Source organism: Azospirillum sp. UENF 111221, from assembly GCF_058780625.1.
The window spans coordinates 57,230-80,521 of record NZ_JBSNCH010000004.1; the positions used below are offsets into that span (position 1 = coordinate 57,230).

19 protein-coding genes are annotated in these 23,292 nt (G+C 68.8%); 12 read left to right on the forward strand and 7 right to left on the reverse strand.

Annotation, left to right across the window (positions count from 1 at the left end):
- The first annotated feature begins 98 nt into the window (after nt 1–98).
- The 7 genes from fliF (at nt 99) to ACWPN3_RS12360 (ending at nt 5,901) form a co-directional block, all read left to right on the forward strand.
- The gene (gene fliF / locus ACWPN3_RS12330; RefSeq protein WP_492239710.1) at nt 99–1,817 is read left to right on the forward strand and encodes a flagellar basal-body MS-ring/collar protein FliF; all 1,719 of its coding nucleotides are present in this window, start codon (nt 99–101) and stop codon (nt 1,815–1,817) included.
- The gene (locus tag ACWPN3_RS12335) at nt 1,817–2,503 is read left to right on the forward strand and encodes a FliH/SctL family protein (protein ID WP_492239709.1); all 687 of its coding nucleotides are present in this window, start codon (nt 1,817–1,819) and stop codon (nt 2,501–2,503) included. The genes fliF and ACWPN3_RS12335 overlap by 1 nt, the downstream gene beginning before the upstream one ends.
- Nucleotides 2,504–2,524: 21 nt before the next feature.
- Entirely contained in the window at nt 2,525–2,863 is a 339-nt protein-coding gene (gene fliN, locus ACWPN3_RS12340; RefSeq protein ID WP_109446131.1) for a flagellar motor switch protein FliN, read from the forward strand.
- A 166-nt stretch (nt 2,864–3,029) separates the two neighbouring features.
- Nucleotides 3,030–3,812 carry a flagellar type III secretion system pore protein FliP gene (fliP, locus tag ACWPN3_RS12345; RefSeq protein WP_199237638.1) on the forward strand — a complete coding sequence of 261 codons (783 nt, stop codon included), beginning with the start codon at nt 3,030–3,032 and terminating at the stop codon, nt 3,810–3,812.
- A 4-nt stretch (nt 3,813–3,816) separates the two neighbouring features.
- Nucleotides 3,817–4,101: a hypothetical protein gene (locus tag ACWPN3_RS12350; RefSeq protein ID WP_492239708.1), complete on the forward strand. Its 285-nt coding sequence runs from the start codon at nt 3,817–3,819 to the stop codon at nt 4,099–4,101.
- Between the two features lie 9 nt (nt 4,102–4,110).
- A complete protein-coding gene (locus tag ACWPN3_RS12355; RefSeq protein ID WP_492261445.1) occupies nt 4,111–5,139 on the forward strand; it encodes a flagellar motor switch protein FliG in 1,029 nt (342 codons plus the stop codon).
- Between the two features lie 45 nt (nt 5,140–5,184).
- Nucleotides 5,185–5,901 (forward strand): hypothetical protein, encoded by a 717-nt coding sequence (locus ACWPN3_RS12360; RefSeq protein WP_492239706.1) that lies wholly within the window; start codon nt 5,185–5,187, stop codon nt 5,899–5,901.
- Nucleotides 5,902–5,941: 40 nt separating this feature from the next.
- Here ACWPN3_RS12360 and ACWPN3_RS12365 read toward each other — a convergent pair whose 3' ends face one another.
- The 4 genes from ACWPN3_RS12365 to ACWPN3_RS12380 all read right to left on the reverse strand — a co-directional run bounded on the left by ACWPN3_RS12365 (nt 5,942) and on the right by ACWPN3_RS12380 (nt 11,179).
- Complete coding sequence (locus tag ACWPN3_RS12365) at nt 5,942–6,778, reverse strand: aldo/keto reductase (RefSeq protein WP_492239705.1); 837 nt, start codon at nt 6,776–6,778, stop codon at nt 5,942–5,944.
- A 101-nt stretch (nt 6,779–6,879) separates the two neighbouring features.
- On the reverse strand, nt 6,880–8,544 hold the full coding sequence (locus tag ACWPN3_RS12370) for an ABC transporter ATP-binding protein (RefSeq protein WP_492239704.1): 1,665 nt from the start codon (nt 8,542–8,544) through the stop codon (nt 6,880–6,882).
- An 11-nt stretch (nt 8,545–8,555) separates the two neighbouring features.
- Complete coding sequence (locus ACWPN3_RS12375) at nt 8,556–9,635, reverse strand: ABC transporter permease (protein WP_492239703.1); 1,080 nt, start codon at nt 9,633–9,635, stop codon at nt 8,556–8,558.
- 158 nt (nt 9,636–9,793) lie between these two features.
- A complete protein-coding gene (locus tag ACWPN3_RS12380; RefSeq protein WP_492239702.1) occupies nt 9,794–11,179 on the reverse strand; it encodes a CmpA/NrtA family ABC transporter substrate-binding protein in 1,386 nt (461 codons plus the stop codon).
- Between the two features lie 812 nt (nt 11,180–11,991).
- On the opposite strand from ACWPN3_RS12380, the gene nirB reads away from it, so the two are divergent.
- From nirB to cobA, 4 genes are read left to right on the forward strand one after another with little or no spacing between them, the layout of a single operon-like run.
- Complete coding sequence (gene nirB / locus ACWPN3_RS12385) at nt 11,992–14,499, forward strand: nitrite reductase large subunit NirB (RefSeq protein WP_492239765.1); 2,508 nt, start codon at nt 11,992–11,994, stop codon at nt 14,497–14,499.
- Nucleotides 14,500–14,505: 6 nt separating this feature from the next.
- Nucleotides 14,506–14,913, forward strand: coding sequence for a nitrite reductase small subunit NirD (gene nirD / locus ACWPN3_RS12390; RefSeq protein ID WP_109448330.1), 408 nt, complete (start codon nt 14,506–14,508; stop codon nt 14,911–14,913).
- Nucleotides 14,914–14,947: 34 nt separating this feature from the next.
- Nucleotides 14,948–17,587, forward strand: a complete 2,640-nt coding sequence (locus ACWPN3_RS12395) for a molybdopterin-dependent oxidoreductase (protein WP_492239701.1) — start codon at nt 14,948–14,950, stop codon at nt 17,585–17,587.
- The gene (cobA, locus tag ACWPN3_RS12400; protein ID WP_492261446.1) at nt 17,562–18,551 is read left to right on the forward strand and encodes a uroporphyrinogen-III C-methyltransferase; all 990 of its coding nucleotides are present in this window, start codon (nt 17,562–17,564) and stop codon (nt 18,549–18,551) included. Before ACWPN3_RS12395 ends, cobA begins: the two co-directional genes overlap by 26 nt.
- Here cobA and ACWPN3_RS12405 read toward each other — a convergent pair.
- Complete coding sequence (locus ACWPN3_RS12405; protein ID WP_492239700.1) at nt 18,453–19,235, reverse strand: C40 family peptidase; 783 nt, start codon at nt 19,233–19,235, stop codon at nt 18,453–18,455. The genes cobA and ACWPN3_RS12405 overlap by 99 nt on opposite strands.
- 242 nt (nt 19,236–19,477) lie before the next feature.
- On the opposite strand from ACWPN3_RS12405, the gene ACWPN3_RS12410 reads away from it, so the two are divergent.
- Nucleotides 19,478–20,557, forward strand: a complete 1,080-nt coding sequence (locus ACWPN3_RS12410; RefSeq protein ID WP_109448334.1) for a saccharopine dehydrogenase family protein — start codon at nt 19,478–19,480, stop codon at nt 20,555–20,557.
- Between the two features lie 18 nt (nt 20,558–20,575).
- Here ACWPN3_RS12410 and ACWPN3_RS12415 read toward each other — a convergent pair whose 3' ends face one another.
- Together ACWPN3_RS12415 and ACWPN3_RS12420 are read right to left on the reverse strand one after the other, a co-directional pair.
- Nucleotides 20,576–21,598: a potassium channel family protein gene (locus ACWPN3_RS12415; protein WP_492239699.1), complete on the reverse strand. Its 1,023-nt coding sequence runs from the start codon at nt 21,596–21,598 to the stop codon at nt 20,576–20,578.
- Nucleotides 21,599–21,739: 141 nt separating this feature from the next.
- Complete coding sequence (locus ACWPN3_RS12420; RefSeq protein WP_492239698.1) at nt 21,740–23,149, reverse strand: alginate export family protein; 1,410 nt, start codon at nt 23,147–23,149, stop codon at nt 21,740–21,742.
- Between the last annotated feature and the right edge of the window lie 143 nt (nt 23,150–23,292).

Sequence of the window (23,292 nt, forward strand, 5' to 3'; positions counted from 1 at the left end):
TTTTACTCCGCTTAAAAGTCGCGTCGTTAGCGTGACGGGGTGCGCAGGGCGAAGACTAGGCCCGCCGATTTTCAGAAACTTTAAAGGTGCGGGGAACCGTGGACAGTCTGATCGACACCTTGCGGTCCTTGGGGCGCGGTCGGCTGCTCGTGCTGGCGGGCACCGGGCTCGGCATCGTCCTGGCGGTCGCCGGTATGGCGCTGCTGCTGTCGCAGCCGCACATGACCGCCCTTTACAGCGGGCTGGAACCGGCGGAGGCTGGCCGCATCGCCAAGGCGGTCCAGGACATGGGCGTGCCGGTCAATGCCGGCTTCGACGGCACGACGATCAGCGTGCCGCATGCCGACGTCTCCCGCGTCCGCATGGCCCTGGCGGAGAAGGGCCTGCCCGCGCATGGCGGTGTCGGCTACGAGCTGTTCGACACCGACAAGCCGCTGGGCATCACCAGCTTCATGCAGCGCATCAACCGCCTGCGCGCCATGGAAGGGGAGCTGGGCCGCACCATCGAGACGCTGTCCGGCGTCGAGGCCGCCCGCGTCCACATCGTCCTGCCGGAGCGCGAGGAGTTTTCGCGCAGCGCGCCGAAGCCGACGGCCTCGGTGGTGGTGCGCATGCGCGGCCGGGGGTCGATGGACCGCAAACAGGCCCTGTCGATCCGTCATCTCGTCTCCGCCGCCGTGCCCAACCTGAAGCCCAGCGCCGTGACGGTGATGGACTCCTCCGGCGAGCTTCTGCTGACCGAGGACGATGGGCCGGGGCTGGCGTCGGCGCGCACCGACGGGCTGCGGGTCGCGGCGGAAACCCGCGTCGCCCGCGCGGTGGAGCAGATGCTGACCGCCCGGCTCGGCGCCGGCAATGTCCGCGTCCAGGTCGCCGCCGAGGTGGAGACCAAGCGCGAGGTGGTGCGCAGCCAGACCTTCGACCCCAACAGCCAGGTGATCCGCTCCACCCAATCCGTGCAGGAGCAGGAGCGCAGCCAGGACAGCAATGGCGAGCCGCCGGTCACCGCCGAACAGAACCTGCCGCAGCGCGACGTGCGCGCCCAGCAGCAGGGGCCGCAATCCTCCAACGACACCAAGCGGCAGGAGGAGACGGTCAATTACGAGATCTCCAACGTCAGCCGCGAAACGGTGATCGAGCCGGGCGACGTCCGCCGCCTCAGCGTCGCCGTGCTGGTCAACGGCACCTGGAAGACCGCCGCCGACGGCACCCGCCAGTACGAGCCGCGCAGTGCGGAGGAGCTTCTGCGCCTGGGCGAGCTGGTCCGCTCCGCCATGGGCTTCAGCGAGGCGCGCGGCGACCGGGTGACGGTGGACAATCTGGAATTCGTCGATCTGGCCCCCGACCTCGCGCCGCGCCCGCTGGGCGACGAGATCGCCGAGACGCTGACCCGCAACGTCATGACGCTGATCCAGTGGGTGATCCTGCTGGTGCTCTCCGCCCTGGTGATCCTGGTCGGCCTGCGTCCGCTGATCCGCCGCGTCTTCCCGGCGCCGGAACCGGTGGTGGCGGAGGCTCCCGCCCCGGCGCTGGCAGCTCCGGCCGGCGGCGCCATGCCGCAGCTTACCGGTCCCGCCGTCACCGCGGCGGCCGGTGCGGCGCTGGCCGACGGCGGGGAGGCCGATGCCGCGCTGGCCGCCGCGCCGATGGCGCCGCAGCTGGGCATCGAGGAGACGATGGACCAATTGATCGAGCTGCGCACCGTGGAGGGCCGCGTCCGCGCCTCCTCCATCCGCCGGCTGGGCGAACTGGTCGACCAGTATCCGGACGAGGCCATCGATATCCTGCGCTCCTGGCTCTATGAGGAGGTGGCGTGATGGCCGCCTATCCGCGCTACCGCTTCGACCACAGCTTCGGCGCGCCCGCCGCAGTGCTGGAACCGGACGAGGCGGATGCCGTCGATCCGCTCGACCTGCCGAGCCTGTCCGAGCGCGACCATCGCGCCGCACTGGACAAAACCCGCCGGACCGCGCTGGCCGAGGGCCTCGCCCAGGGCCGGCGCGACGGCGAACTGGCCGCCGCCCGCCGGATCGAGGCGGAGCTGTCGGCCACCCTCGACCGGCTGGCACAGCGGATGGCGGCGCTCGACACCGATCATGCCGCTCTGATGGAGCGGCTGGAGGCCCAGGGCGCCTTCGTTCTGCTGGCGCTCGTCCGTCGGATGGCGCCGCGGCTGCTCGACAAGGTCGCCCGCGCCGAGGTGGAGCGTCTGGCCGTCGATGCCCTGCGCGCCGCCGGGCCGGCTCCCGTCCTGACCCTGCGCCTGCACCCCTCGCTCTGCGGCCCGCTGGAGGAGCGGCTGGCCGGGCTGGGCAGCTTCCAGGGCCGCCTCGACATCCAGGGCGACCCGGCGCTGGACGTCGGCGCCCTGGAGGCGGGTTGGGGCGCCGGCTCCGTCAGCCGCGACCCGGCCGCCATCCAGGCTTCCATTGAGGCCGCCGTCGCCGCCCTCACCGACCGGGCCGTCGCCGCCCTGGCGCCGGCACTGTCGCCCGCCCCTTAACGATCCGGAGCGAGAACCCTCATGCCTCCCTTGAACCTCGACATGCTCGACGACGATCCCAAGCAGGCGGAGAAGGCCGCCGAAAAGGCCGGCGACAAGCCTTACGACGGGCCGATGAACGCGATCTACAACGTGCCGGTGGACGTGCAGGTGGTCCTTGGCCGCACCAGCATGCTGGTGGCGCAACTGCTGAAGCTCGGCCGCGGCGCGGTGCTGGAACTGGAGCGCAAGGTGGACGAACCGGTCGAGGTGCTGGTCAACCACCGTCTGGTCGCCCGCGGCGAAGTGGTGATCGTCGAGGATCAGCGGCTCGGCGTGACGCTGACCGAGATCGTGCGGACGGAGCTGGAGATCGACTGAGGGACTGTCCCCTCTCCCCCCTGGGGAGAGGGTTAGGGTGAGGGGGACGCGCGGCGTGCCTTGGTCGGCCCAGCAGCATTTCGCATCCTTGCCTATCCACCCCCTGCATCCCCCTCACCCCGACCCTCTCCCCGGGGGGGAGAGGGAGCATCCCCGAAAGCCTCCCATGCGCCTCCGATCGCTGATCCTCCTCGCCCTTCTCCTCGCCGCCGGCCCGGCCGCGGCGGCGCCGCTCGACCTCAATCTCGGTGCGCTGGGCTCGCTGGCGGACGGAGGGAGCCTGTCGGGGCGGATCGTCCAGGGCATCGTGTTGCTGACGGTGCTGAGCGTCGCGCCCGGCCTGCTGATCATGGTCACCTGCTTCACCCGCATCATCGTCGTGCTGTCGCTGCTGCGCTCCGCTCTCGGGTTGCAGCAGTCGCCGCCCAACATGGTGCTGGTCAGCCTCGCCATGTTCCTGACCTTCCACATCATGGGGCCGGTGATCGACAGCGCCTGGCAGGACGGGCTGCGTCCGCTGCTGAACGAGCAGGTCACCCAGGAGCAGGGGCTGGAGCGGATGATCGAGCCGTTCCGCGGTTTCATGGCCTCGCATGTCCGGGACCGCGATCTGGCCGCCTTCGCCGCCTTCACCGCAAAGCCGAAGCCGGCGGGCGAGGGCACCGAACCGGCTCGGGACGAGCGTCCGGTGACGGCGGAAAGCGTCGATCTGCGGCTCTTGATGCCGGCCTTCCTGCTGTCGGAGCTGCGCCGCGCCTTCGAGATCGGCTTCCTGCTGTTCCTGCCCTTCCTGGTGATCGACATGGTGGTGGCGGCGATCCTGATGGCGATGGGCATGATGATGCTGCCGCCGGTGATGATCGCGCTGCCCTTCAAGATCATCTTCTTCGTGCTGACCGACGGCTGGTTCCTGATCGCCGGCAGCCTGATCCGCTCCTATGGGGTGTGAGACGATGGACGACACGCCCGCCGACGTTGCCGCCAGTCCCGGCGCCAGTCTGGCCGACAGCCTGCTGGCGCTGGCCCGCCGCCGCGGGGTGGCGGTGCCGGAGGACGGTTCGGTCGCCGGGCTGCTTGCCGCCCTCGATCCCAACCCGCTGATCCCGCATCCGCTGCTGCTGGTGGCCGGGGCGGTGATGGCGGTGGCCTTCCGCCATGACCGCGCGCTGGCCCTGCCGCCGGCCGACGCGTCCGACAACGCCCCGTCTTCCGCCCGCTCCGCCGATTGCTCATTCTGAGGTGCCGCCATGGGAACGCCGATCAAGATCCGTGAGAACTACAAGAGCCTGACCGGCATCGAGAAGAGTGCGGTCATCTTCCTGGCGCTGGGCGAGGAACGCGGATCGCGGCTGATGGAGCGGCTGGACGAGGACGAGATCCGCCTCGTCAGCCGCTCGATGGCGACGCTGGGCAACGTCACCTCCAATCTGGTGGAGACGCTGATGCGCATCTTCACCGAACGCTTCGCCAATGCCGGATCGGTCGTCGGCTCCTACGACAGCACGGAGCGGATGCTGAACCGCTTCCTGCCGGCCGACCGCGTGACGGAGATCATGGGCGAGATCCGCGGCCCCGCCGGCCGCACCATGTGGGAGAAGATGTCCAACGTGAACGAGGGGGTGCTCGCCAGCTATCTCGCCGGCGAATATCCCCAGACGGCGGCGGTCATCCTGTCCAAGATGCGGGCCGACCACGCCGCCAAGGTGCTGGTCCTGCTGCCGCCGGCCGCGCGCACCGAGGTGATCGAGCGCATGATCCAGATCGAATTGGTGCAGCGCGAGGTGCTGCTGGACATTGAATCGATCCTGCACAACGAATTCATGGCGAATTACGCCCGCACCCACGGCAACGACTCGCTGGAGCGGATGGCCGACATCTTCAACCGCATCGACCGCGAGACGCTGACCGAGATCTTCGACGATCTGGAAACCGTGATGCCGGAGCCGACCCAGCGCATCAAGCAGCTGATGTTCACCTTCGAGGATTCGATGCGGCTCGACCGCGTCTCGTTGCAGGCGGTGATCCGCCGCTGCGACACCGGCCAGCTCGCCATCGCGCTGAAGGGGGCGCCGACGCCCCAGCGCGACCATTTCCTGTCGGTCCTGTCCGAACGCGCCCGCCTGATCCTGCTGGACGAGATCGAGAACATGGGCCCCTTGCGCATGCGCGACGTCAACGATGCCCAGGCGGAGATCGTGCGCGTCGCCAAGGCGATGGCGGAGGACGGCACCATCATCATCCCGCAATCCGACGACGCCGACGCCGTCGTCTATTGAGCGGAGCGCCAGCGAATGGGGACCATCCGGATGGAGGCCGATTGAATGGCGGGGCGCGACCTCGTTCCCCGGCATGTGCCGCCGCCGAGCCTGCTGGCGGCGCATTTCGCCTCGTCGCCGGCACCCGCCGCCCATGCCCACGGCTTGGCCGACGGCGACGAGGCACCGGCGCTGGTGCGCCGTCTGCTCGACCTGCTGGAGTCGCTGTCGCCGGCCGATGCGGTGCTGGCGCGCGGCTGCCTGCCGCGCTGCGATTCGACGTTCGGCGCGGCACTCGCCCTGTTCCTGGCGGCGACCGCCGGCGGCTGCCGCGGCTGGGTCGGCGCGGACGCGGCCGCAAGGCTGGCGGATCTGGACGGCGGATTGCTGATCGACGAGTGCGACCGGGCGCTGGCGTCGCGCTTCCAGCCGGTGGACGGGCGGCTGTGGCGGCTGTCGCGCGTGCCCCTGCTCGACAGCGACGACGGGCTGCTCTGTGCCGTCGGCATCGACGACGGGCTGTCCGACCGCGTCACCCTGGTGCTTCAGGCCCGGCCGCAGCGGCTGGGCCCGGTGCAGCTGATGGCGACGCTGGCAGGCCACCGGCTGGACGTGACCTTGCGGCTGGCGATGGGCCTGCCGTCCGCCGCCCTGGCCGACCTGCATGAAACCTTCAGCACCGCCCTGGCCGACTGCCGGATCGACGGGGCATTGACCGTCGGCCCGCTGGCCGATGCGTGGCTTGGGCTGGATCAGCCCCTATCGTCCGATCTGGCGCTGTGACCGGGGCGTTCCGCTCCTTCGGCCATCCCCGGATCGTCGCTCAGATCATTGCCAGCGGCTGCTTGCGTTTCGGCGGCGGAAAGGCCTTGTCGATCTCCGCGATGTCCTCGCCGGTCAGGGTCAGCTTCACCGCCTCGGCATTCTCCAGCGCATGCGCCGTCGTGCCGGCCTTGGGGATCGCGATCACCCCCTGCTGCCGCAGTGCCCACGCAATCGCGACCTGGGCCGGCGTCACGCCGTGGCGCTTCGCCACCGCCAGCAAGGCGGGGGAGCGCAGCAGGCGACCGCCCTGGCCGATGGGGGAATAGGCCATCACCGGCATCCGCGCGGTGTGCTGGAAGGGCAGCAGGTCGTATTCGATACCGCGGTGTTCGGGGTTGTAGAGCACCTGATTGACGGCGCAGCCGTGCAGGTCGGTGGCCTCCGCCAGTTCCTCCAGATCGTCGACATCGAAGTTGGAGACGCCCCAGCGGGCGATCTTGCCGGCCTGGATCAGCGATTGGAACGCCTCCACCGTCTCCTCCAGCGGCACGCCGCCGCGCCAGTGCAGCAGATAGAGGTCGATGCGGTCGATCTTCAGCCGCTTCAGGCTGCGCTCGCAGGCCTTGACCGTGCCGATGCGCGACGCGTTGCTGGGCAGCACCTTGGTGACGATGAACAGCCCGTCGCGCCGGCCGGCGATGGCCTCGCCCACCAGTTCCTCCGACGCGCCGTCGCCATACATCTCGGCGGTGTCGATCAGGGTCATGCCGCGGTCGATGCCGGCCCGGATGGCGGCGATCTCGGCGGCGCGGTCGCCGCGCCCTTCCGCCATCATCCAGGTGCCCTGGCCGAGAGCCGGGACCTCGGTGCCGTCCGGCAGGGTCACGCGCTTCATCTTCCTCTCTCCCGTCTCAATCGCCGAAAGACAACAAGCTGGTCCCGCGGGGCCAGCTTGTCGATGGGTCTTCGGTGGGCTTTCCGGGGGATGGGACGCCGCTATGCCGCCTTTTTCGGCGCCCCGGCATGGCCGCCTTCGAGGAAGTTCAGCAGCTCCTCGCGGTAGTCGTAATAGCGCGGGTGCTCCAGCAGGGCCTGGCGGGTGCGGGGATGGGGGATGTCGACGGATAGGATGTGGCCGATCTTGGCGTTCGGGCCGTTGGTCATCATCACCACCCGGTCGGCCAGCAGCAGCGCCTCGTCCACGTCATGGGTGACGCAGACCGCGGTGACCTTGGTGCGCGCCCACACCTCCATCAGCACTTCCTGCAACTCCCAGCGGGTCAGGCTGTCGAGCATGCCGAACGGCTCGTCCAGCAGCAGCAGCTTGGGCGACAGGGCGAAGGCGCGGGCGATGCCGACGCGCTGCTTCATGCCGTTGGACAGCTCCGACGCCTTCTTGTTCATGCTGTCGCCCAAGCCCACGCGGGCGAGGTAATAGCGGGCGATGTCGGCGCGCTCGCCCTTGCTGGCGTGCGGGAAGACGCGGTCGACGCCGAGCATGACGTTTTCGTAAGCCGTCAGCCAGGGGAACAGGCTGGGGGCCTGGAACACCACGGCGCGGTCGGGACCGGCGCCGTCCACCTCCTTGCCGTCCAGCACGATGCCGCCGCTGGTCACGTCGGCCAGCCCGGCGACCATCGACAGCACGGTGGACTTGCCGCAGCCGGAATGACCGATCAGCGAGACGAACTCGCCCTTGCGCATCTTCAGATCGAAGCCGTCTACCACGGTCAGCGGACCCTTCGGCGTGGCGAAGGTCTTGGTCAGGCGGGTGAATTCGAGATAGCGGTCCTCCATCCCGCGCCCGCCCATCGCCTCGATATAGGCCTTGGGCGGGGGCGAGGCGGTGATCGGCTTCACGTCGGGCAGGACAAGCCCGTCATCGCCGCCGGTCCCGCGGGCGACGCCGACCTCCATCAGATACGCGGTGACCTCGGCGCGCAGGCGTTTGAAATCCTCGTCATGGTTGACGGCGGTGCGGTCGCGCGGGCGCGGCAGATCGACGGTGAAGGCAGGGCCGAGCGTGGCGTTCGGGCCGGGGGTCAGGGGCACGATGCGGTCGGCCAGCAGGATCGCCTCGTCCACATCGTTGGTGATGAGGATGACGGTCTTGCGGTCCTTGCGCCAGATCGCCTCGATCTCGTCCTGAAGCTTGGCGCGGGTCAGGGCGTCGAGCGCCGACAGCGGCTCGTCCAGCAGCAGCATCTCCGGGCTCATGGCCAGCGCGCGGGCGAAGCCGACGCGCTGGCGCATGCCGCCCGACAGTTCCTTCGGCCGGCGGTCGGTGGCATGGCCGAGACCGACCGTCTCCACCGCCCGGCGGGTCAGCACGCCGCGTTCGGCGCCGCCCTTCGCCTTGTGGACGGCGTCCACCGCCAGGGCGACATTCTCCTTCACGCTGAGCCAGGGCATCAGCGAATAGGACTGGAAGACGAGGCCGCGCTCCGGGCCGGGGCCGGTGACCGGCTTGCCGCGGTAGAGCACTTCGCCGGCATCGGGCATCGCCAGACCGGCGATCAGGTTGATGAGGGTCGACTTGCCGGAGCCGGAGAAGCCGACGATGGCGACGAACTCGCCCTCTTCGATCGACAGGTCGATGTCGCGCAGCACGGTGTTGCCGCCGTAGGACTTCGACACACCCTTCAGGTCCAGGATCGCCATGGCCGGTCTCCTTAGCGGGCGGGGCTGTGGCTGACGGCGGACTGGAGCGCCAGCATCACGCGGTCGAGCAGGAAGCCGATCAGGCCGATGGTGAAGACCGCCACCATGATCCTGGCGAGCGAGCTGGCGGAGCCGTTCTGGAACTCGTCCCAGACGAACTTGCCGAGGCCGGGGTTCTGGGCCAGCATCTCCGCCGCGATCAGCACCATCCAGCCCACGCCCAGCGACAGGCGCAGCCCGGTGAAGATGAAGGGCAGGGCCGACGGCAGAACGAGGCGGCGGACCATGGTGAAGCCGGAGAGCTGAAGCACCTTGCCGACATTCATCAGGTCGCGGTCGATGGAGGAGACGCCGACCGCCGTGTTGATCAGCGTCGGCCACAGCGAGCACAGCGTGACGGTGATGGCGGACGTCAGGAAGGACTTCTCGAACAGCGGGTCGCTGCCCGACACGGTGGCGCTGACCACCATGGTGACCAGCGGCAGCCAGGCCAGCGGCGACACCGGCTTGAAGATCTGGATCAGCGGGTTGATCGCGGCGTTGACCGTCGGCGACAGGCCGCTCGCCACCCCCAGCGGCACCGCCACCAGGGCACCCAGCAGGAAGCCGGTGAAGACGGTCTTCAGGCTGGTGACGATCTGGTCGAGGTAGGTCGGCTTGCCGGCATAGGGGCGGGTCCTGACCTCCGCCTTCGGATCCTTCGCCAGGATCTCGGCGTTGCGCTTGGCCTGCCGGTCGTAGAAGGCGGCCTCCTTGGCGCGTTCGGCCTTGTGGTCGGCGTAGAGGTTGGTCGCCTGCTCCCACACCTGGGCCGGGCCGGGGATGGCGCCGAGGCTGGTCTGCACCTGCGGGGCGGCCCAGCCCCAGGCGGCGAGGAACAGCAGGATGGCGGTGAGCGGGATGCCCATCTGGCGCCACAGCTCGATGCCCTGCTGGCGCGGGTTCTCGCCGGATGCCAGCCGCAGCAGCGGCGCCAGCCAGCCGAGGCCGATCGTGGTCAGGGCGGAGGCGATGCGGTTCAGCACATGGGCGCGGCGGGCCTTGTGCTGGGCGCGGGCAAGGTCGGCGGAGGTGTCGGTCAGGCTGGTCATGGAAGTCTTCCCCTTGGAAAGATCCCTTCTCCCCCCTGGGGAGAAGGTTAGGATGAGGGGGTTCGGCGCAGCCGAAATCAGTTCGGCCTGTGCATCCCCCTCACCCCGACCCTCTCCCCGGGGGGAGAGGGGGAATTGGCGGGTAAAGGCGGGAGGACTCAGCCCCCCACCACCTGACCGCCCTCGATCTTCTGGTCGCCCTTCAGGCCGATGGGCTGCTTGGCGAGGTAGTCGTTCGGCTTGTGGCCGTCATAGGGGATGCCGTCGATGAAGCCGGTGTCGACCGGCTTGTAGCCGTCGCTCTTCCACGGGAAGTCGGCTTCCTTGGATTTGCCCTCCTCGACCAGCAGCTTCGCGGCCTGGAGATAGATGTCCGGCTTGTAGACGCTGCGGGCGGTCTCGTCGTACCAGTTGTCGGGCTTGGCCTCGGCGATCTGGCCCCAGCGCCGCATCTGGGTCAGGTACCAGACGGCGTCCGAATAGAAGGGGTAGGTCGCGTTGTAGCGGAAGAAGACGTTGAAGTCGGGAACGTCGCGCTTGTCGCCCTTCTCGTATTCGAAGGTGCCGGTCATCGAATTGGCGATGACCTTGGCGTCGGCGCCGACATATTCGGACTTGGCGAGGATCTTCACCGCTTCGGCGCGGTTGGCATTGTTGTTCTCGTCCAGCCACTGGGCGGCGCGGATCAGCGCCTTGACGACGGCCAGATGGGTCTTGGGGTTCTTGCTAGCCCACTCGTCGGTGACGCCGAAGACCTTCTCGGGGTTGTTCTTCCAGATCTCGGTGTCGGTGATCACCGGCACGCCGATGCCCTTGACCACCGCCTGCTGGTTCCACGGCTCGCCGACGCTGTAGCCGTAGATGGTGCCGGCCTCCAGCGTCGCCGGCATCTGCGGCGGCGGGGTGACGGAGAGCAGCGCGTCGGCGCCGATCTGGCCCGACACGTCGGTCGGGCTGTAGAAGCCGGGGTTGATCCCGCCCGATGCCAGCCAGTAGCGCAGCTCGTAATTGTGGGTCGAGACCGGGAAGACCATGCCCATGTTGAAGGGCTTGCCCTCGGCCTTGTACTGGGCGATCACCGGCTTCAGCGCATCGGCCTTGATCGGGTGGACCGGCTTGCCGTCGGCGCCGGTGGGCACGTTGGCCTTCATCTTGCGCCAGACGTCGTTCGACAGCGTGATGCCGTTGCCGTTCAGGTCCATCGAGAAGGCGGTGACGATGTGGGCCTTGGTGCCGAAGCCGATGGTGGCACCCAGCGGCTGGCCGGCCAGCATATGGGCGCCGTCCAGCTCGCCGGAGATCACGCGGTCGAGCAGGACCTTCCAGTTCGCCTGCGGCTCCAGCGTGACGGAGAGGCCTTCATCCTCGAAGAAGCCCTTCTCGGCGGCGATGGCGAGCGGCGCCATGTCGGTCAGCTTGATGAAGCCGAGCTTCAGCTGCTCCTTTTCGACGTCGAGCGGGGCGGCATAGGCAGAGACGCTTGCCGTCAGGGCGACGACGGCAGCAGCGGATGAGAGAAGGTGGCGGAAGGTGCGGTGGGCCACGTCGGTTGCTCCATCTCTGAAATCCGGACCAGCGGTCGGGCGTGCGACACCGGTGTCGATTTTCTGGGCAGATTCCGGACTGGCTGTTTTTCGGGCAGATGGCTCATGCGTGCCTTGGCCGTCGAAAGCGTCCAGCGGGATCGACCGGAAAAGCCTTTTGAAAAGGCCTGTCGATACCGGGGTCGGCAACACTGCCGGGGGCTGGCCCATCATTGGACGCTTGGGATGCACGCACCGTCGTTGGCGCGTCTCTGGCATGCCTCTTCGCAAGCCTCATGCCAAAGGATGGCTTTTGCCGAAAAATCGGCCGGAGCGGTTGATTTCGTTGGCTATGACCGGGCTGAAGGTATGAGCTGCCTGTCGAGAGTATCGGGCCGCCTGCTGATTTTTGCGGCGCACACAGGCCGGCATGTCCATGCTTTGTGCAATACCTAAGCATGATCCAAAAATAGGCACCTAGGTATCGGGTGCGATGATGGTCGGGAGCCCGCGGAATCCCTGGAGTTTTGCCGGACGCACCCATCGATGCGGTGACTGGCACGTGGATTGCTTAGGAGACGGCGAGACAACAGCGGGCGCCGGCAACGTCGTCGGTGCCCGCAACATCGGCCAACACCGTGCGACGACGTGCGGATTTGGCCCTGGTTCGACGACGAACCGCCCGGACAACGGCGTCCGAACAGGTTTGCACCGGTCTTCGCGGTTCACTCGCGGGGCAGGGACGCAGGCCCGTTCGGACGCCTTTCTTTTTGGCCCCGTGCCTGACTTTGCAGCAGGCCGGACACGATAGACGAGGCAGACGCGCCATGGACATGCATCTCTCATCGAACAACGGGCCCGCCGTCGAATCCAACGAATCAGAACTGCACAGCACCGGCCCGGTCAGGGAACGGCTGGTTGTGGTCGGCAACGGCATGGCCGGCATGAAGACGGTGGAGGAACTGCTGGCCAAGGCGCCCGGCCGCTTCGACATCACCGTCTTCGGTGCCGAGCCGCACCCCAATTACAACCGCATCATGCTGTCGCCGGTGCTGGCGGGCGAGAAGACCTTCGACCAGATCGTGCTGAACAGCCGCGAGTGGTACGACGCCAACGGCATCGCGCTGCTGACCGGCGAGGCGGTTGAGAGCATCGACCGCGTGGGCAAGATGGTGGTCTCGCAGTCCGGCCGCGTCGTTCCCTATGACCGGCTGCTGATCGCCACCGGCTCCATGCCCTTCATCATCCCGGTGCCGGGATCGACCCTGCCCGGCGTCATTGGCTTCCGCGATCTGGCCGACGTCGACGCCATGCTGGCGGCGGCGGCGAAGGGCGGCCGCGCCGTGGTGATCGGCGGCGGGCTCTTGGGGCTGGAAGCCGCCAACGGCCTGCGCGTCAAGGGTATGGAGGTCACCGTCGTTCATCTGATGCCGACGCTGATGGAACGCCAGCTCGACCCGTCGGCCGGCATGCTGCTGCAACGCGAGCTGGAACGCCGCGGCATCGAGGTGCTGACCGGCGCCGACACGGCGGAGATTGTCGGCGACGAGTGGGTCAGCGCGGTCCGGCTGCGGGATGGGCGCGAACTGCCGGCCGACATCGTCGTCATGGCGGTGGGCATCCGCCCCAACATGGCGCTGGGCAAGGCAGCCGGTCTGGACTGCGGGCGCGGCATCCGCGTCGACGACCGGATGCGCACCAGCGACCCGTCGATTTCCGCGGTCGGCGAATGCGTCGAGCATCGCGGCGTCACCTGGGGCCTCGTCGCTCCGTTGTTCGAGATGGCGAAGGTGCTGGCCCACGATCTCGCGGGCGGGGAGGGGGCGGCCTACACCGGCTCCGTCACCTCGACCAAGCTGAAGGTCACCGGCGTTGACGTGTTCTCCGCCGGCGATTTCTCGGGAGGGGTGGGGACCGAGGACATCGTGTTCCGCGACGCCGCCCGCGGTGTCTACAAGCGTCTGGTGCTGAAGGACGGCAAGCTGCTGGGCGCGGTGCTGTATGGCGATACCAAGGACGGCGCCTGGTACTTCTCGCTGCTGAAGGACGGCACCGACGTGTCGGCCGAGCGCGACAGCATGATCTTCGGCCAGGGCTTCGGCGGCGCCGACGCCGGCGACCCGAACGCCGCCATCTCGGCACTGCCCGACAGCGCCGAGATCTGCGGCTGCAACGGCGTCTGCAAGGGCACCATCGTCAAGGCGATCACCGAGAAGGGCCTGACCAGCCTGGACGAGGTGAAGGCGCACACCAAGGCCTCTGCCTCCTGCGGCGGCTGCTCCGGCACGGTGGAACGGCTGCTGGCGGTGACGCTGGGCGACGGCTTCACCGCCGCGCCCAAGGTCAAGCCGATGTGCAAATGCACTCACCACACCCATGATCAGGTGCGGGCGGCCATCGTCGAGAGCGGGCTGAAGACCATGCCCGAGGTCTTCCAGGCGATGGAGTGGACGACGCCCGACGGCTGCGCCTCCTGCCGGCCGGCGCTGAACTATTACCTGCTCTGTGCGTGGCCGGGCGAGTACAAGGACGACTACCAGTCGCGCTACATCAACGAGCGCGCCCACGCCAACATCCAGAAGGACGGCACCTATTCGGTCGTGCCGCGCATGTGGGGCGGCCTGACCAATGCGGCGGAACTGCGCGCCATCGCCGACGTGGTCGACAAGTTCGCCATCCCGACCGTGAAGGTGACCGGCGGCCAGCGCATCGACCTGTTCGGCGTGAAGAAGGAGGATTTGCCGGCGGTCTGGGCGGATCTGAATGCCGCCGGGATGGTGTCGGGCCATGCCTATGCCAAGGGGCTGCGCACGGTGAAGACCTGCGTCGGGTCGGAATGGTGCCGCTTCGGCACGCAGGATTCGACCGGGCTGGGCGTGAAGCTCGAGCGGATGACCTGGGGCACCTGGACCCCGCACAAGGTCAAGCTGGCGGTGTCCGGCTGCCCGCGCAACTGCGCCGAGGCCACCATCAAGGATCTCGGCGTCGTCTGCATCGACAGCGGATACGAGCTGCATGTCGGCGGCAACGGCGGCCTGCATGTCCGCGCCTGCGACCTGCTGATCCGCGTGGGCACGGAGGAGGAGGTTCTGGAATACACCGGCGCCTTCATGCAGCTCTACCGCGAGGAGGCCCGCTATCTGGAGCGCACAGCACCCTGGGTTGAGCGGGTCGGCCTCGACCACATCAAGGCGGCGCTGGTCGAGGATCCGGAGCGGCGCCGGGCGTTGAACGCGCGCTTCCTGTTCTCGCAGACCTTCTCGCAGGACGACCCGTGGGCGGAACGCGCCGCCAAGGGCGTCGACCGTCACGAATTCAATCTGCTCGCCGAAGTGGGGTAAGGGATCATGGACAGCATCATCATGGAAAACGCCGTCTCCGAGCCCGCCATCTCGGAAACCGTCTGGACCCAGGTCGGCAGCATCGACGACATCCCGGTGCTGGGCTCGCGCGTCGTCCGCACGCCCGGCGGCGACATCGCCCTGTTCCGCACGGCGGCCGACGAGGTCTTCGCGCTGGAGGATGCCTGCCCGCACAAGCAGGGGCCGCTGTCCCAGGGCATCGTCCATGGCCGCCGCGTCACCTGCCCGCTGCACAGCTGGGTGATCGAACTGGCGACCGGCGAGGCCGTCGCCCCCGACGAGGGCCGCACCGGCCATGTCCCGGTGCGGGTCGAGGGGCGCAGCGTCGCCATCGCGCTGGGCGAGGCCAAGCTGTCGCGCGGCGGCTGCCGCAAGGCCTGCGGCCATGTTTGACGGGGCGGAGTCGCCCTCCGGACCGGCACGGGAGGTGAAGACCACCTGTCCCTATTGCGGGGTCGGGTGCGGGGTGATCGCGCGCGTTTCGGCCGATGGCGCCGTGACCGTGCGCGGCGATGCCGACCACCCGGCGAACCGGGGACGGCTCTGCTCCAAGGGATCGGCGCTGGCCGACACGCTGGTGCCGGATGGGCGGCTGCTCTATCCGGAAATCGGCGACAAGCGGGTGTCGTGGGACGAAGCGCTGGACGAGGTGGCCCGGCGCTTTTCCGACACCATCGCCAGGCATGGGCCGGACTCGGTGGCCTTCTACGTCTCCGGCCAGCTGCTGACCGAGGATTACTACGTCGCCAACAAGCTGATGAAGGGCTTCATCGGCTCGGCCAACATCGACACCAACTCGCGGCTGTGCATGGCCTCGTCGGTGGTCGGGCACAAGCGGGGGCTGGGCGCCGACGCGGTGCCGGGGGCTTACGAGGATTTCGAGTGCGCCGATCTGGTGGTGCTGGTGGGGTCCAACCTCGCCTGGTGCCACCCGGTTTTGCACCAGCGGCTGCTGGCGGCACGGGCCGAACGCGGCACCCGGATCGTCGTCGTCGATCCAAGGCGGACCGACTGCGTCGATGCCGCCGACCGCCATCTGGCGCTGAGGGCCGGCACCGACGCGCTGCTGTTCAACGGGCTGATGGCCTATCTGGATGAGCGCGGCCATCGCGATGCGGGCTTCGTCGCCGCCCATGCCGAGGGGGTCGAGGAGGCGCTGGCCGCCGCCCGTGCCGATGCGCCGGATGTGGCGACCGTGGCCCGCCGCTGTGGGCTGGAGGAGGCGGAGGTCGCCGCCTTCTATGCCGAGTTCGCCGCCACAGACCGGGTGGTGACGGTCTATTCGCAGGGCGTCAACCAGTCCTCCCAGGGCAGCGACACCGTCAACACCATCCTGAACGTCCATTTCCTGACCGGGCGCATCGGCCGGCCCGGCTGCGGCCCCTTCTCCGTCACCGGGCAGCCGAACGCCATGGGCGGGCGCGAGGTCGGCGGGCTGGCGAACCAGCTGGCCGCCCATATGGGCTTTACCGAAACGGAAGTGGACCGGGTCGGCCGCTTCTGGAATGCGCCGCGCGTGGCGGCCAAGCCGGGGCTGAAGGCGGTCGATCTGTTCCGCGCCATCGAGGCCGGCACGGTCAAGGCGGTGTGGATCATGGCGACCAACCCTGCCGTCAGCATGCCCGATGCGGGCCGGGTGCAGCGGGCGCTGGAACGCTGCGAGACGGTGGTGGTCTCCGACTGCATCCGCGACACCGACACCGGCCGCTTCGCCCATATCCGCCTGCCGGCCAGGGGCTGGAGCGAGAAGGACGGCACCGTCACCAACTCCGACCGCACCATCTCGCGCCAGCGCGCCTTCAAGGACGGCGCCGGGGAGGCGCGGGCTGACTGGTGGATCGTCACCCAGGTCGCCCGCCGCATGGGTTTCGCCGAGGCTTTCTCCTACGAGAGTGCTGCGGCGGTGTTCCGCGAGCATGCCGCGCTGTCGGACTTCGAGAATGGCGGGACGCGGGCGTTCGACATCGGGGCGCTGAGCGGGCTGGACGATGGCGGGTACGATGCGCTGGCGCCCTTCCCCTGGCCCTGGCGGGTGGATGCCAAGCCGCAGAAGCGGCTGTTCGGCGATGGACGATTCTTCACCGCGGACGGGCGCGCCCGGGTGCTGCCGGTCACGGCGAAGCCGCTGCCGCGCGAGATGCCGGACGGGGCGCTGTTGCTGAACACCGGGCGGCTGCGCGACCAGTGGCATACCATGACCCGCACCGGACTGTCGGCGCGGCTGTCCGCCCATGCGCCGGAACCGCGGCTGGAGATCCACCCGGCCGATGCAGCGGCGTGGGGGCTGGAGGATGGCGGGCTGGCCCGCATCGCCACGGCGGCGGGTGAGGCGCTGGCGCGGGTGCGCGTCACCGATGCGCAAGGCGAAGGCACGGTCTTCCTGCCGATGCATTGGACCGAGCGCTTCACCGGTGCCTGCGTCATCGGCCGGCTGGTCGACGACGAGGCGGTGGACCCCTTCTCCGGCCAACCCGACCTGAAGCGGATGCCGGCGACGGTGGAGCCCTGGCGGCCGCACTGGAACGCCTTCCTGCTGGTCCGCCATGCCGTGGAGCCCGGCCATGGCGGCTATTGGGCGCGCCGCGCCGTGGCGGGCGGGCATCTGGTGGAGATGGCGGGGATGGGGGCGATCCCGGCGGTGGCGGAGTGGCTGCCCGGCCTCGACCCCGCCGGGGCGGTGGTGGAGTTCCGCGACCCTGCGCGCGGCGGCCTGCGGATGGCCTGGATGGACGGGGACCGGCTGGAGGCCTGCCTGTTCGTCGCCGCCGACGGGCGCCTGCCGCCGCGCGGTTGGCTCGCCGGGCTTTTGGAAAAGGATGGGCTGGACGACGGGGCGCGGGCCGGGCTGCTCGCCGGCCGGGCGCCGGGGGTGCAGGCCGATGAGGGGCGGATCGTCTGTGCCTGCTTCAGCGTCGGCATCAACCGGTTGGTCGGCGCCATCCGCGACCGCCGGCTGACCAGCGTGGCGGAGATCGGTGCGGCATTGAAGGCCGGGACGAATTGTGGTTCCTGCGTGCCTGAACTCAAGGAGGTGCTTCGTCATGCTCACCAGCGCGAAGTGGCGTGAGAGTCTCGCGGCGCTGGCGCGCCTCTTGGTGCCGCGCTTTGCGGGTGCTGGCGGCGGTGCCTTGTCCCTTCTCCCTCTCCCTTGGGAAAGGGCCGCCACGCGACCCCCTCACCCTAACCCTCTCCCCGGGGGGGAGAGGGGGTACCGTGCTGCTCGGCAAAAAGAGTGCGGGCAAGTCACCCTCGTCGGTGCCGGTCCCGGCGACCCCGACCTGCTGACCGTCGCGGCGGTCAAGGCGCTGGCGGCGGCCGAAGTCGTGCTCTACGACGCGCTGGTCGGCGACGGGATCCTCGACCTCGCCCATCCCAAGGCCGAGCGCATCTGCGTCGGCAAGCGCTCCGGCCGGCATTCGCTGCCGCAGGGGGAGATCAACGCGCTGATCGCCTTCCATGCCCGGCGTGGCAAGCGGGTGGTGCGGCTGAAGGGCGGCGACCCGATGGTGTTCGGCCGGGCCGGCGAGGAGATCGAGCATCTCGACAGCCTCGGCATTCCGGTGCGGGTGGTGCCGGGAATCACCGCGGCACTCGGTTGTGCCGCTTCGACCGGGCTGTCGCTGACCAAGCGCGGGGTGTCGCGCGCCGTCACCTTCGTCACCGCCCATGGCCGTGACGGAGAGCGGTTCGAGCCCGATTGGGCGCGGCTGGCCGATCCGCAGGGCACGCTGGCGATCTACATGGGACGCGAGCAGGCTCGCGCGGTCGGGCAGGGGCTGACCGGTGCCGGGCTGCCGGCCACGACGCCGGTGCTGGCGGTGGAGAATGGCTGCCGGCCCGACGAGCGGCGGTACTGGACGACGCTCGGCCGGATGGCGGAGCAGGGGGTGGCCGCCGGCAAGGGGCCGACCCTGCTGCTGGTGGGGGAGGCGCTACGCCCGCGCCAAATTGCCGGTGAGACGGTTGGGACGGCGGACACCATTGACCTCCGCGCGCTCGGCGACCTCGCTCAGGGGTTCGATCACGACTGACATGGTGAAGACGGTGGCGTGCAGCAGGTTCGTCCCGTCCACCATCAGCCCGACATGGCCGGGGAAGAAGACGATGTCGCCGCGCCGATACTCGACGCCGCGGCCGTCCTCGGACACCCACGCCCCCAGCCGCTCGTCTTTGCGCTGCATGCCGCTGCTGTGGTGGGAGACGATTCCGGCGGCCGCCATGGCGGTCAGCACCAGCCCGGAACAGTCGATGCCGAAGCTGCTGCGGCCGCCCCAGACATAGGGCGTCTCCAGGAAGCGCAGGGCGGTGGCGATGTGGTCGGGGGCGGGAGTGGCGCCCACCGGCTCCAGCCAGCCGGCGAACAGCCACAGCCCGTCGTCGGTGCCGACCCAGCCATTTTCGGCCCGGCCGTCCAGCGTCACCAGCGACCCGAAGCTGAGCGTCGCCACCGGCGGCGCCCGGTGCGTCGCCGCCGGGTGCAGGTCGGCGCGCAGGGCCCGCACACGGTGGGTGGGGGCGACCGGCTCCCGATGCGCGGTGCCCGGCGGCAGCCAGCCGACATGGCCGTCGAAGGCGTTCTCCGCCCGCAGCCAGCCGTCACGCTCCTCCAGAATGCGGAAGCGCTCACCGCGGATCATCTCGCTGGTCTGGGCGATGCCGTCCTGCGGCTCTTCCAGCAGGACGGCGTGCGGGGCGGTCAGTTGGCGAAGGGTCATGGGGGGCGGGCCGGATTTGGGGAAACCGGCTGCGACCTTAGCGCCGCCGCCGCGGTGGTGCGAGGGATAAAGCATGTCCGTCATTTCAACGGGAATTCCGTCATTTCACCGGAAAACTCAAGCGCCACCGGCGCATTGCCCGGTTCTGCCCGGCGGCATCCGCCGACATCTTTCGTGTGCGGGCCAAACCATCGGCATGGCCCGCCAACACGGGACACGGCTGAACAGAGGAGCGGGAGACCATGGCAACGATGAAGGTTCTGGTTCTGGGGGCGGGCAAGATCGGCTCGATGATCGGCACGCTGCTGTCCGAGACCGGCGATTTCGCCGTCACCATCGGCGACCGGGACGAGGCGCTGCTGTACCGCGCCGAACATGCCGGGCTGCGGGTGGCGCGTGTCGATGTCGAGGATCCGGCGTCTCTGCGCGCCGCCATGGAAGGCCAGCAGGCGGTGTTGAGCGCCTGCCCCTTCACCCTGACCCCAGTCATCGCCACCGCCGCCGTCGCGGCCGGCGCCCATTACCTCGACCTGACCGAGGATGTCGCCGCCACCCGCAAGGTGAAGATGCTGGCGGAGACGGCCAGTACGGCGCTGATCCCGCAATGCGGTCTGGCGCCGGGCTTCATCTCCATCGTCGGCCATGACCTCGCCCGCCGATTCGACGAGCTGCACAACCTGCACCTCAGGGTCGGCGCGCTGCCGCAATACCCGACCAACGCCCTGAAATACAATCTGACCTGGAGCACCGACGGGCTGATCAACGAGTATTGCAACCCGTGCGAGGCCATCGTCGACGGCCGTCCGCACGAGGTGATGCCGCTGGAGGGTGACGAGCGCTTTGCGCTGGACGGTGTCGATTACGAGGCCTTCAACACGTCGGGCGGGCTGGGCTCGCTGTGCGAGACGCTGGCCGGCAAGGTGCGGAACCTCGATTACAAGACGGTCCGCTATCCCGGCCACCGCGACATCGTCCGCCTGCTGATCCGCGACCTGCGGCTGGGCGAGCGGCGCCATCTGCTGAAGGACGTGCTGGAGACCGCCGTGCCGCTGACCTTGCAGGACGTGGTTCTGGTGCTGGCGACCGCCACCGGCATGCAGGACGGCGAGCTGCGGCAGGAGACCTTCGCCACCAAAATCTACAGCAAGCCGATCGCCGGCCGCACCTGGAGCGCCATCCAGGTCACCACCGCCGCCGGCATCTGCGCCGTGCTGGACCTGCTGCGCGAGGGCTCCATCCCGCAGGCCGGCTTCATCCGGCAGGAACAGGTGCCGCTGGATGCCTTCCTGAACAACCGCTTCGGCCGGCATTACAAGGGGTGAGCGTGTGGGGGGCCGATCCTAGTTGGGTTGGCTCCCCTCCGCGGGCAGGCTGATGATCAGAAGGGTGTCCTGCAGCTGGATGAGGTAGCGGTTGCGTTCGGTGAAGGGGATGTCGCGGCCGTGGCTGTGGACCTGCACCACCATGCCGGCGCTGACCTCCGCCATGGTCAGGCCGACCTCGTCCGGCTCCGCCCGGCGTTCGCTCAGCACCATCTGCCCGCCGGCCGACATCAGGTCGCACAGGAAGGGGGTGGCGTAGCGCGTCTCCACCGCGTCGGCCATCAGGTAGCCGCCGATCTTGGGCGGCGACACCACCAGGTCGGCGCCGCTGAGGTTGGCGAGCTTGATGTTCTCCTCCTGCTTGATGTTCGCCACGATCTTGGTGGCGGCGGACAGGTGGCGCACGGTCAGGATCACCAGGATGGTGGTGTCGTCGCGCCCGGTGCTGACGATCACCGCCTTCGCCTTGCCGACACAGGCATTTTTCAGCGTGTCCTCGCTGGTGCCGTCGCCGAGCAGGCCGACGAAGCCGCAGTCGGCCGCCAGCTGGATGCGGTCCTCCGACTCGTCGATGACGACGATGTGGTCGGCGGGATGGCCCTTCGAGACGGTCTCCTGCGCGGCGATGAAGCCGCTGTGCCCGAAGCCGCACAGCACGATGTGGCCTTGCAGCTGCTTCTGAATGCGGCTCAACCGGAATTCCTCCACGATCCTCTGCACCACCAGCTCATAGGCGGTGCCGAGGAAGATGAACCAGATGAAGATGCGGATCGGCGTGACGGCGAAGGCGTCGATCAGCCGGGCGGTGTGGCTGACCGGAACGATGTCGCCGTAACCGACGGTGGTCACCGTGATCATGGCGAAGTAGAGGATGTCGGGAAAGCTGATGTGGCCATCGATCTGGTCCTTCAGCCCGTCGCGGTCGAACCAGAACACCGCGATGACCAGCGCGATCAGGGCGGCGACGATCCCGACCCGCAGCAGCAGGGTCTTTTCCGCCGACAGTCCAGAGCGGACATGGAGAAGCCTTCCCTTTCGCAAGGACGGTTTGGTCCGCCGTCTGTCCTGAAGTCTCCGTTCCACCGCTTCCCGCATCCGCCGTCGGTCCATATGGGGCTTGTCGAAAGCCCCGGCTGATTGACTGAACGTACGGGATCGCCGTCCGGCTGCAAGGCTTGCGCTTTAAAATTTGAAGACTGCTTCCATCCCGGCGAAATGGATGGTCTTGGCCGGGCCGCTGTCCTTCAGGAAGGGCCCGGGCCGGAACAGCGAATAGGAGACCAGCCCCTCGAAGGAGCGGCCGGAGCTGTAGGACAGCACCAGTTCGCCCTGCGTGCCGACATAGCGCGCCTTCGACGCCGAACCGGAGCGCAGAAGCCCGCCGGTCAGGTCGTACACGCCGTCGTCCAGGCTTTCCCGCCAGAAGGCGATGGCGGAGGCGGACAGGCTGAAGTCGTCGGACAAGGAAAGGTCCAGCGACGGATGCAGGTTCATCAGGTTGTAGGGACCGATGGGCGTCAGTTCGCCGAAATACTTGGCGCGCGGGAACAGCGGGTTGAAGGTCTCCAGACGGTCGTCGCGCGGGTTGCTGTCGCCGCTGGCGATGTTGGCCTTCAGGCCGAGCCGGGGTTGCAGCGGCAGGTCTGTGAAGCGATAGCCGCTGTCGGTGGCGAACGACCAGGCCCGGATCGACCCGCTGCCGAAACGGCCGAACTGTCCCATCGCTTCCCAGTTCCAGTCCCAGCCGGCCGCCTTGCCGAAGCTGCGCAGCCCGACGGTATGCCGCAGCTCGTTCGCCCTGCCGGCGTTGAAGCCGGCGCGGCGGTTGCGATAGCCGATGTAATAGGCGTCCAGCCCGGCGCTGCCGCCCCCTTCGAATCCCAAATGGCCCAGATCGAGCGGCCGGGTGGCATAAAGCCCCCAGGCGGTGCGCTTGGCGTCGCGCCCATCGTCGAAGAGATCCGGTGTCGGCTGGACCGGCCGGCCGTAGAAGGCGTCGACCCGCCAGGGGCCGGCGGTGACGATGCCCTTCACCGCGTCGAAGGCGCGCGGGACATTGGCGCCGTAGCGGATGGAGATTAGCCGTTCCGAACCGTAGGCCAGCATCTGGCGGCCGACGCGCAGCGTGCCCTGGGCCTCGCCCAGCGGGGCGTTCAGGTCGGCGAAGCCCTGCATCAGGTCGATGCGGTCGGCATCGGGCGGTGCCAGCGGGTCCAGCTTGCCCACCGCGTCGGCCATGATCAGCTGGCCGAACAGGTGCAGGCTTTGGCCGACGCGCAGGTCGGCGTAGGGCAGGGCGCGCCACAGCCCATAGGCGTCGTTGCGCGGTTCGTCCTGGCCCCAGCCGCTGTTGCGGACCGCCTCGCCGCGCAGGCGCAACTCAAGCCCGGTGGAGAGCGAGGCGAAACCGTCCGGCGTGACCGGGATGGCCTTGAACCGCTCCCAATAGGCGCCGGTCCCTGCCCCGGGCTGGAGCAGGTAACGGTAATCCTCGTCATAGCGGGTGTTGGTCAGCGGTGGCGGATCGGCTGCATGGGCCGGACCGATCCACAGCAAAAGGGCGACCGCCGCCGCGCGAAGGCGGGCCGTCATGGGGCATCTCCGTGATGGCGCTGGACTGCACCGATCCTATGGAGATGCCCGGCCGGGTGATTGCTCCATCCGAACCGCTTTTGACGGTTCTGCGCACCCCCTTGCCGACTTGACCGGATTTGGCAGGGAGGGCGCTTGGGCCC

Excerpts from the sequence above, each read along its gene's own strand:
- ACWPN3_RS12335 (WP_492239709.1), top strand. The coding sequence starts at position 1,817 with ATGGCCGCCTATCCGCGCTACCGCTTCGACCACAGCTTCGGCGCGCCC.
- fliN (WP_109446131.1), top strand. The coding sequence starts at position 2,525 with ATGCCTCCCTTGAACCTCGACATGCTCGACGACGATCCCAAGCAGGCG.
- fliP (WP_199237638.1), top strand. The coding sequence starts at position 3,030 with ATGCGCCTCCGATCGCTGATCCTCCTCGCCCTTCTCCTCGCCGCCGGC.
- ACWPN3_RS12350 (WP_492239708.1), top strand. The coding sequence starts at position 3,817 with ATGGACGACACGCCCGCCGACGTTGCCGCCAGTCCCGGCGCCAGTCTG.
- ACWPN3_RS12355 (WP_492261445.1), top strand. The coding sequence starts at position 4,111 with ATGGGAACGCCGATCAAGATCCGTGAGAACTACAAGAGCCTGACCGGC.
- ACWPN3_RS12360 (WP_492239706.1), top strand. The coding sequence starts at position 5,185 with ATGGCGGGGCGCGACCTCGTTCCCCGGCATGTGCCGCCGCCGAGCCTG.
- ACWPN3_RS12365 (WP_492239705.1), bottom strand. The coding sequence starts at position 6,778 with ATGAAGCGCGTGACCCTGCCGGACGGCACCGAGGTCCCGGCTCTCGGC.
- ACWPN3_RS12370 (WP_492239704.1), bottom strand. The coding sequence starts at position 8,544 with ATGGCGATCCTGGACCTGAAGGGTGTGTCGAAGTCCTACGGCGGCAAC.
- ACWPN3_RS12375 (WP_492239703.1), bottom strand. The coding sequence starts at position 9,635 with ATGACCAGCCTGACCGACACCTCCGCCGACCTTGCCCGCGCCCAGCAC.
- nirB (WP_492239765.1), top strand. The coding sequence starts at position 11,992 with ATGCATCTCTCATCGAACAACGGGCCCGCCGTCGAATCCAACGAATCA.
- nirD (WP_109448330.1), top strand. The coding sequence starts at position 14,506 with ATGGACAGCATCATCATGGAAAACGCCGTCTCCGAGCCCGCCATCTCG.
- cobA (WP_492261446.1), top strand. The coding sequence starts at position 17,562 with ATGCTCACCAGCGCGAAGTGGCGTGAGAGTCTCGCGGCGCTGGCGCGC.
- ACWPN3_RS12405 (WP_492239700.1), bottom strand. The coding sequence starts at position 19,235 with ATGACCCTTCGCCAACTGACCGCCCCGCACGCCGTCCTGCTGGAAGAG.
- ACWPN3_RS12410 (WP_109448334.1), top strand. The coding sequence starts at position 19,478 with ATGGCAACGATGAAGGTTCTGGTTCTGGGGGCGGGCAAGATCGGCTCG.
- ACWPN3_RS12420 (WP_492239698.1), bottom strand. The coding sequence starts at position 23,149 with ATGACGGCCCGCCTTCGCGCGGCGGCGGTCGCCCTTTTGCTGTGGATC.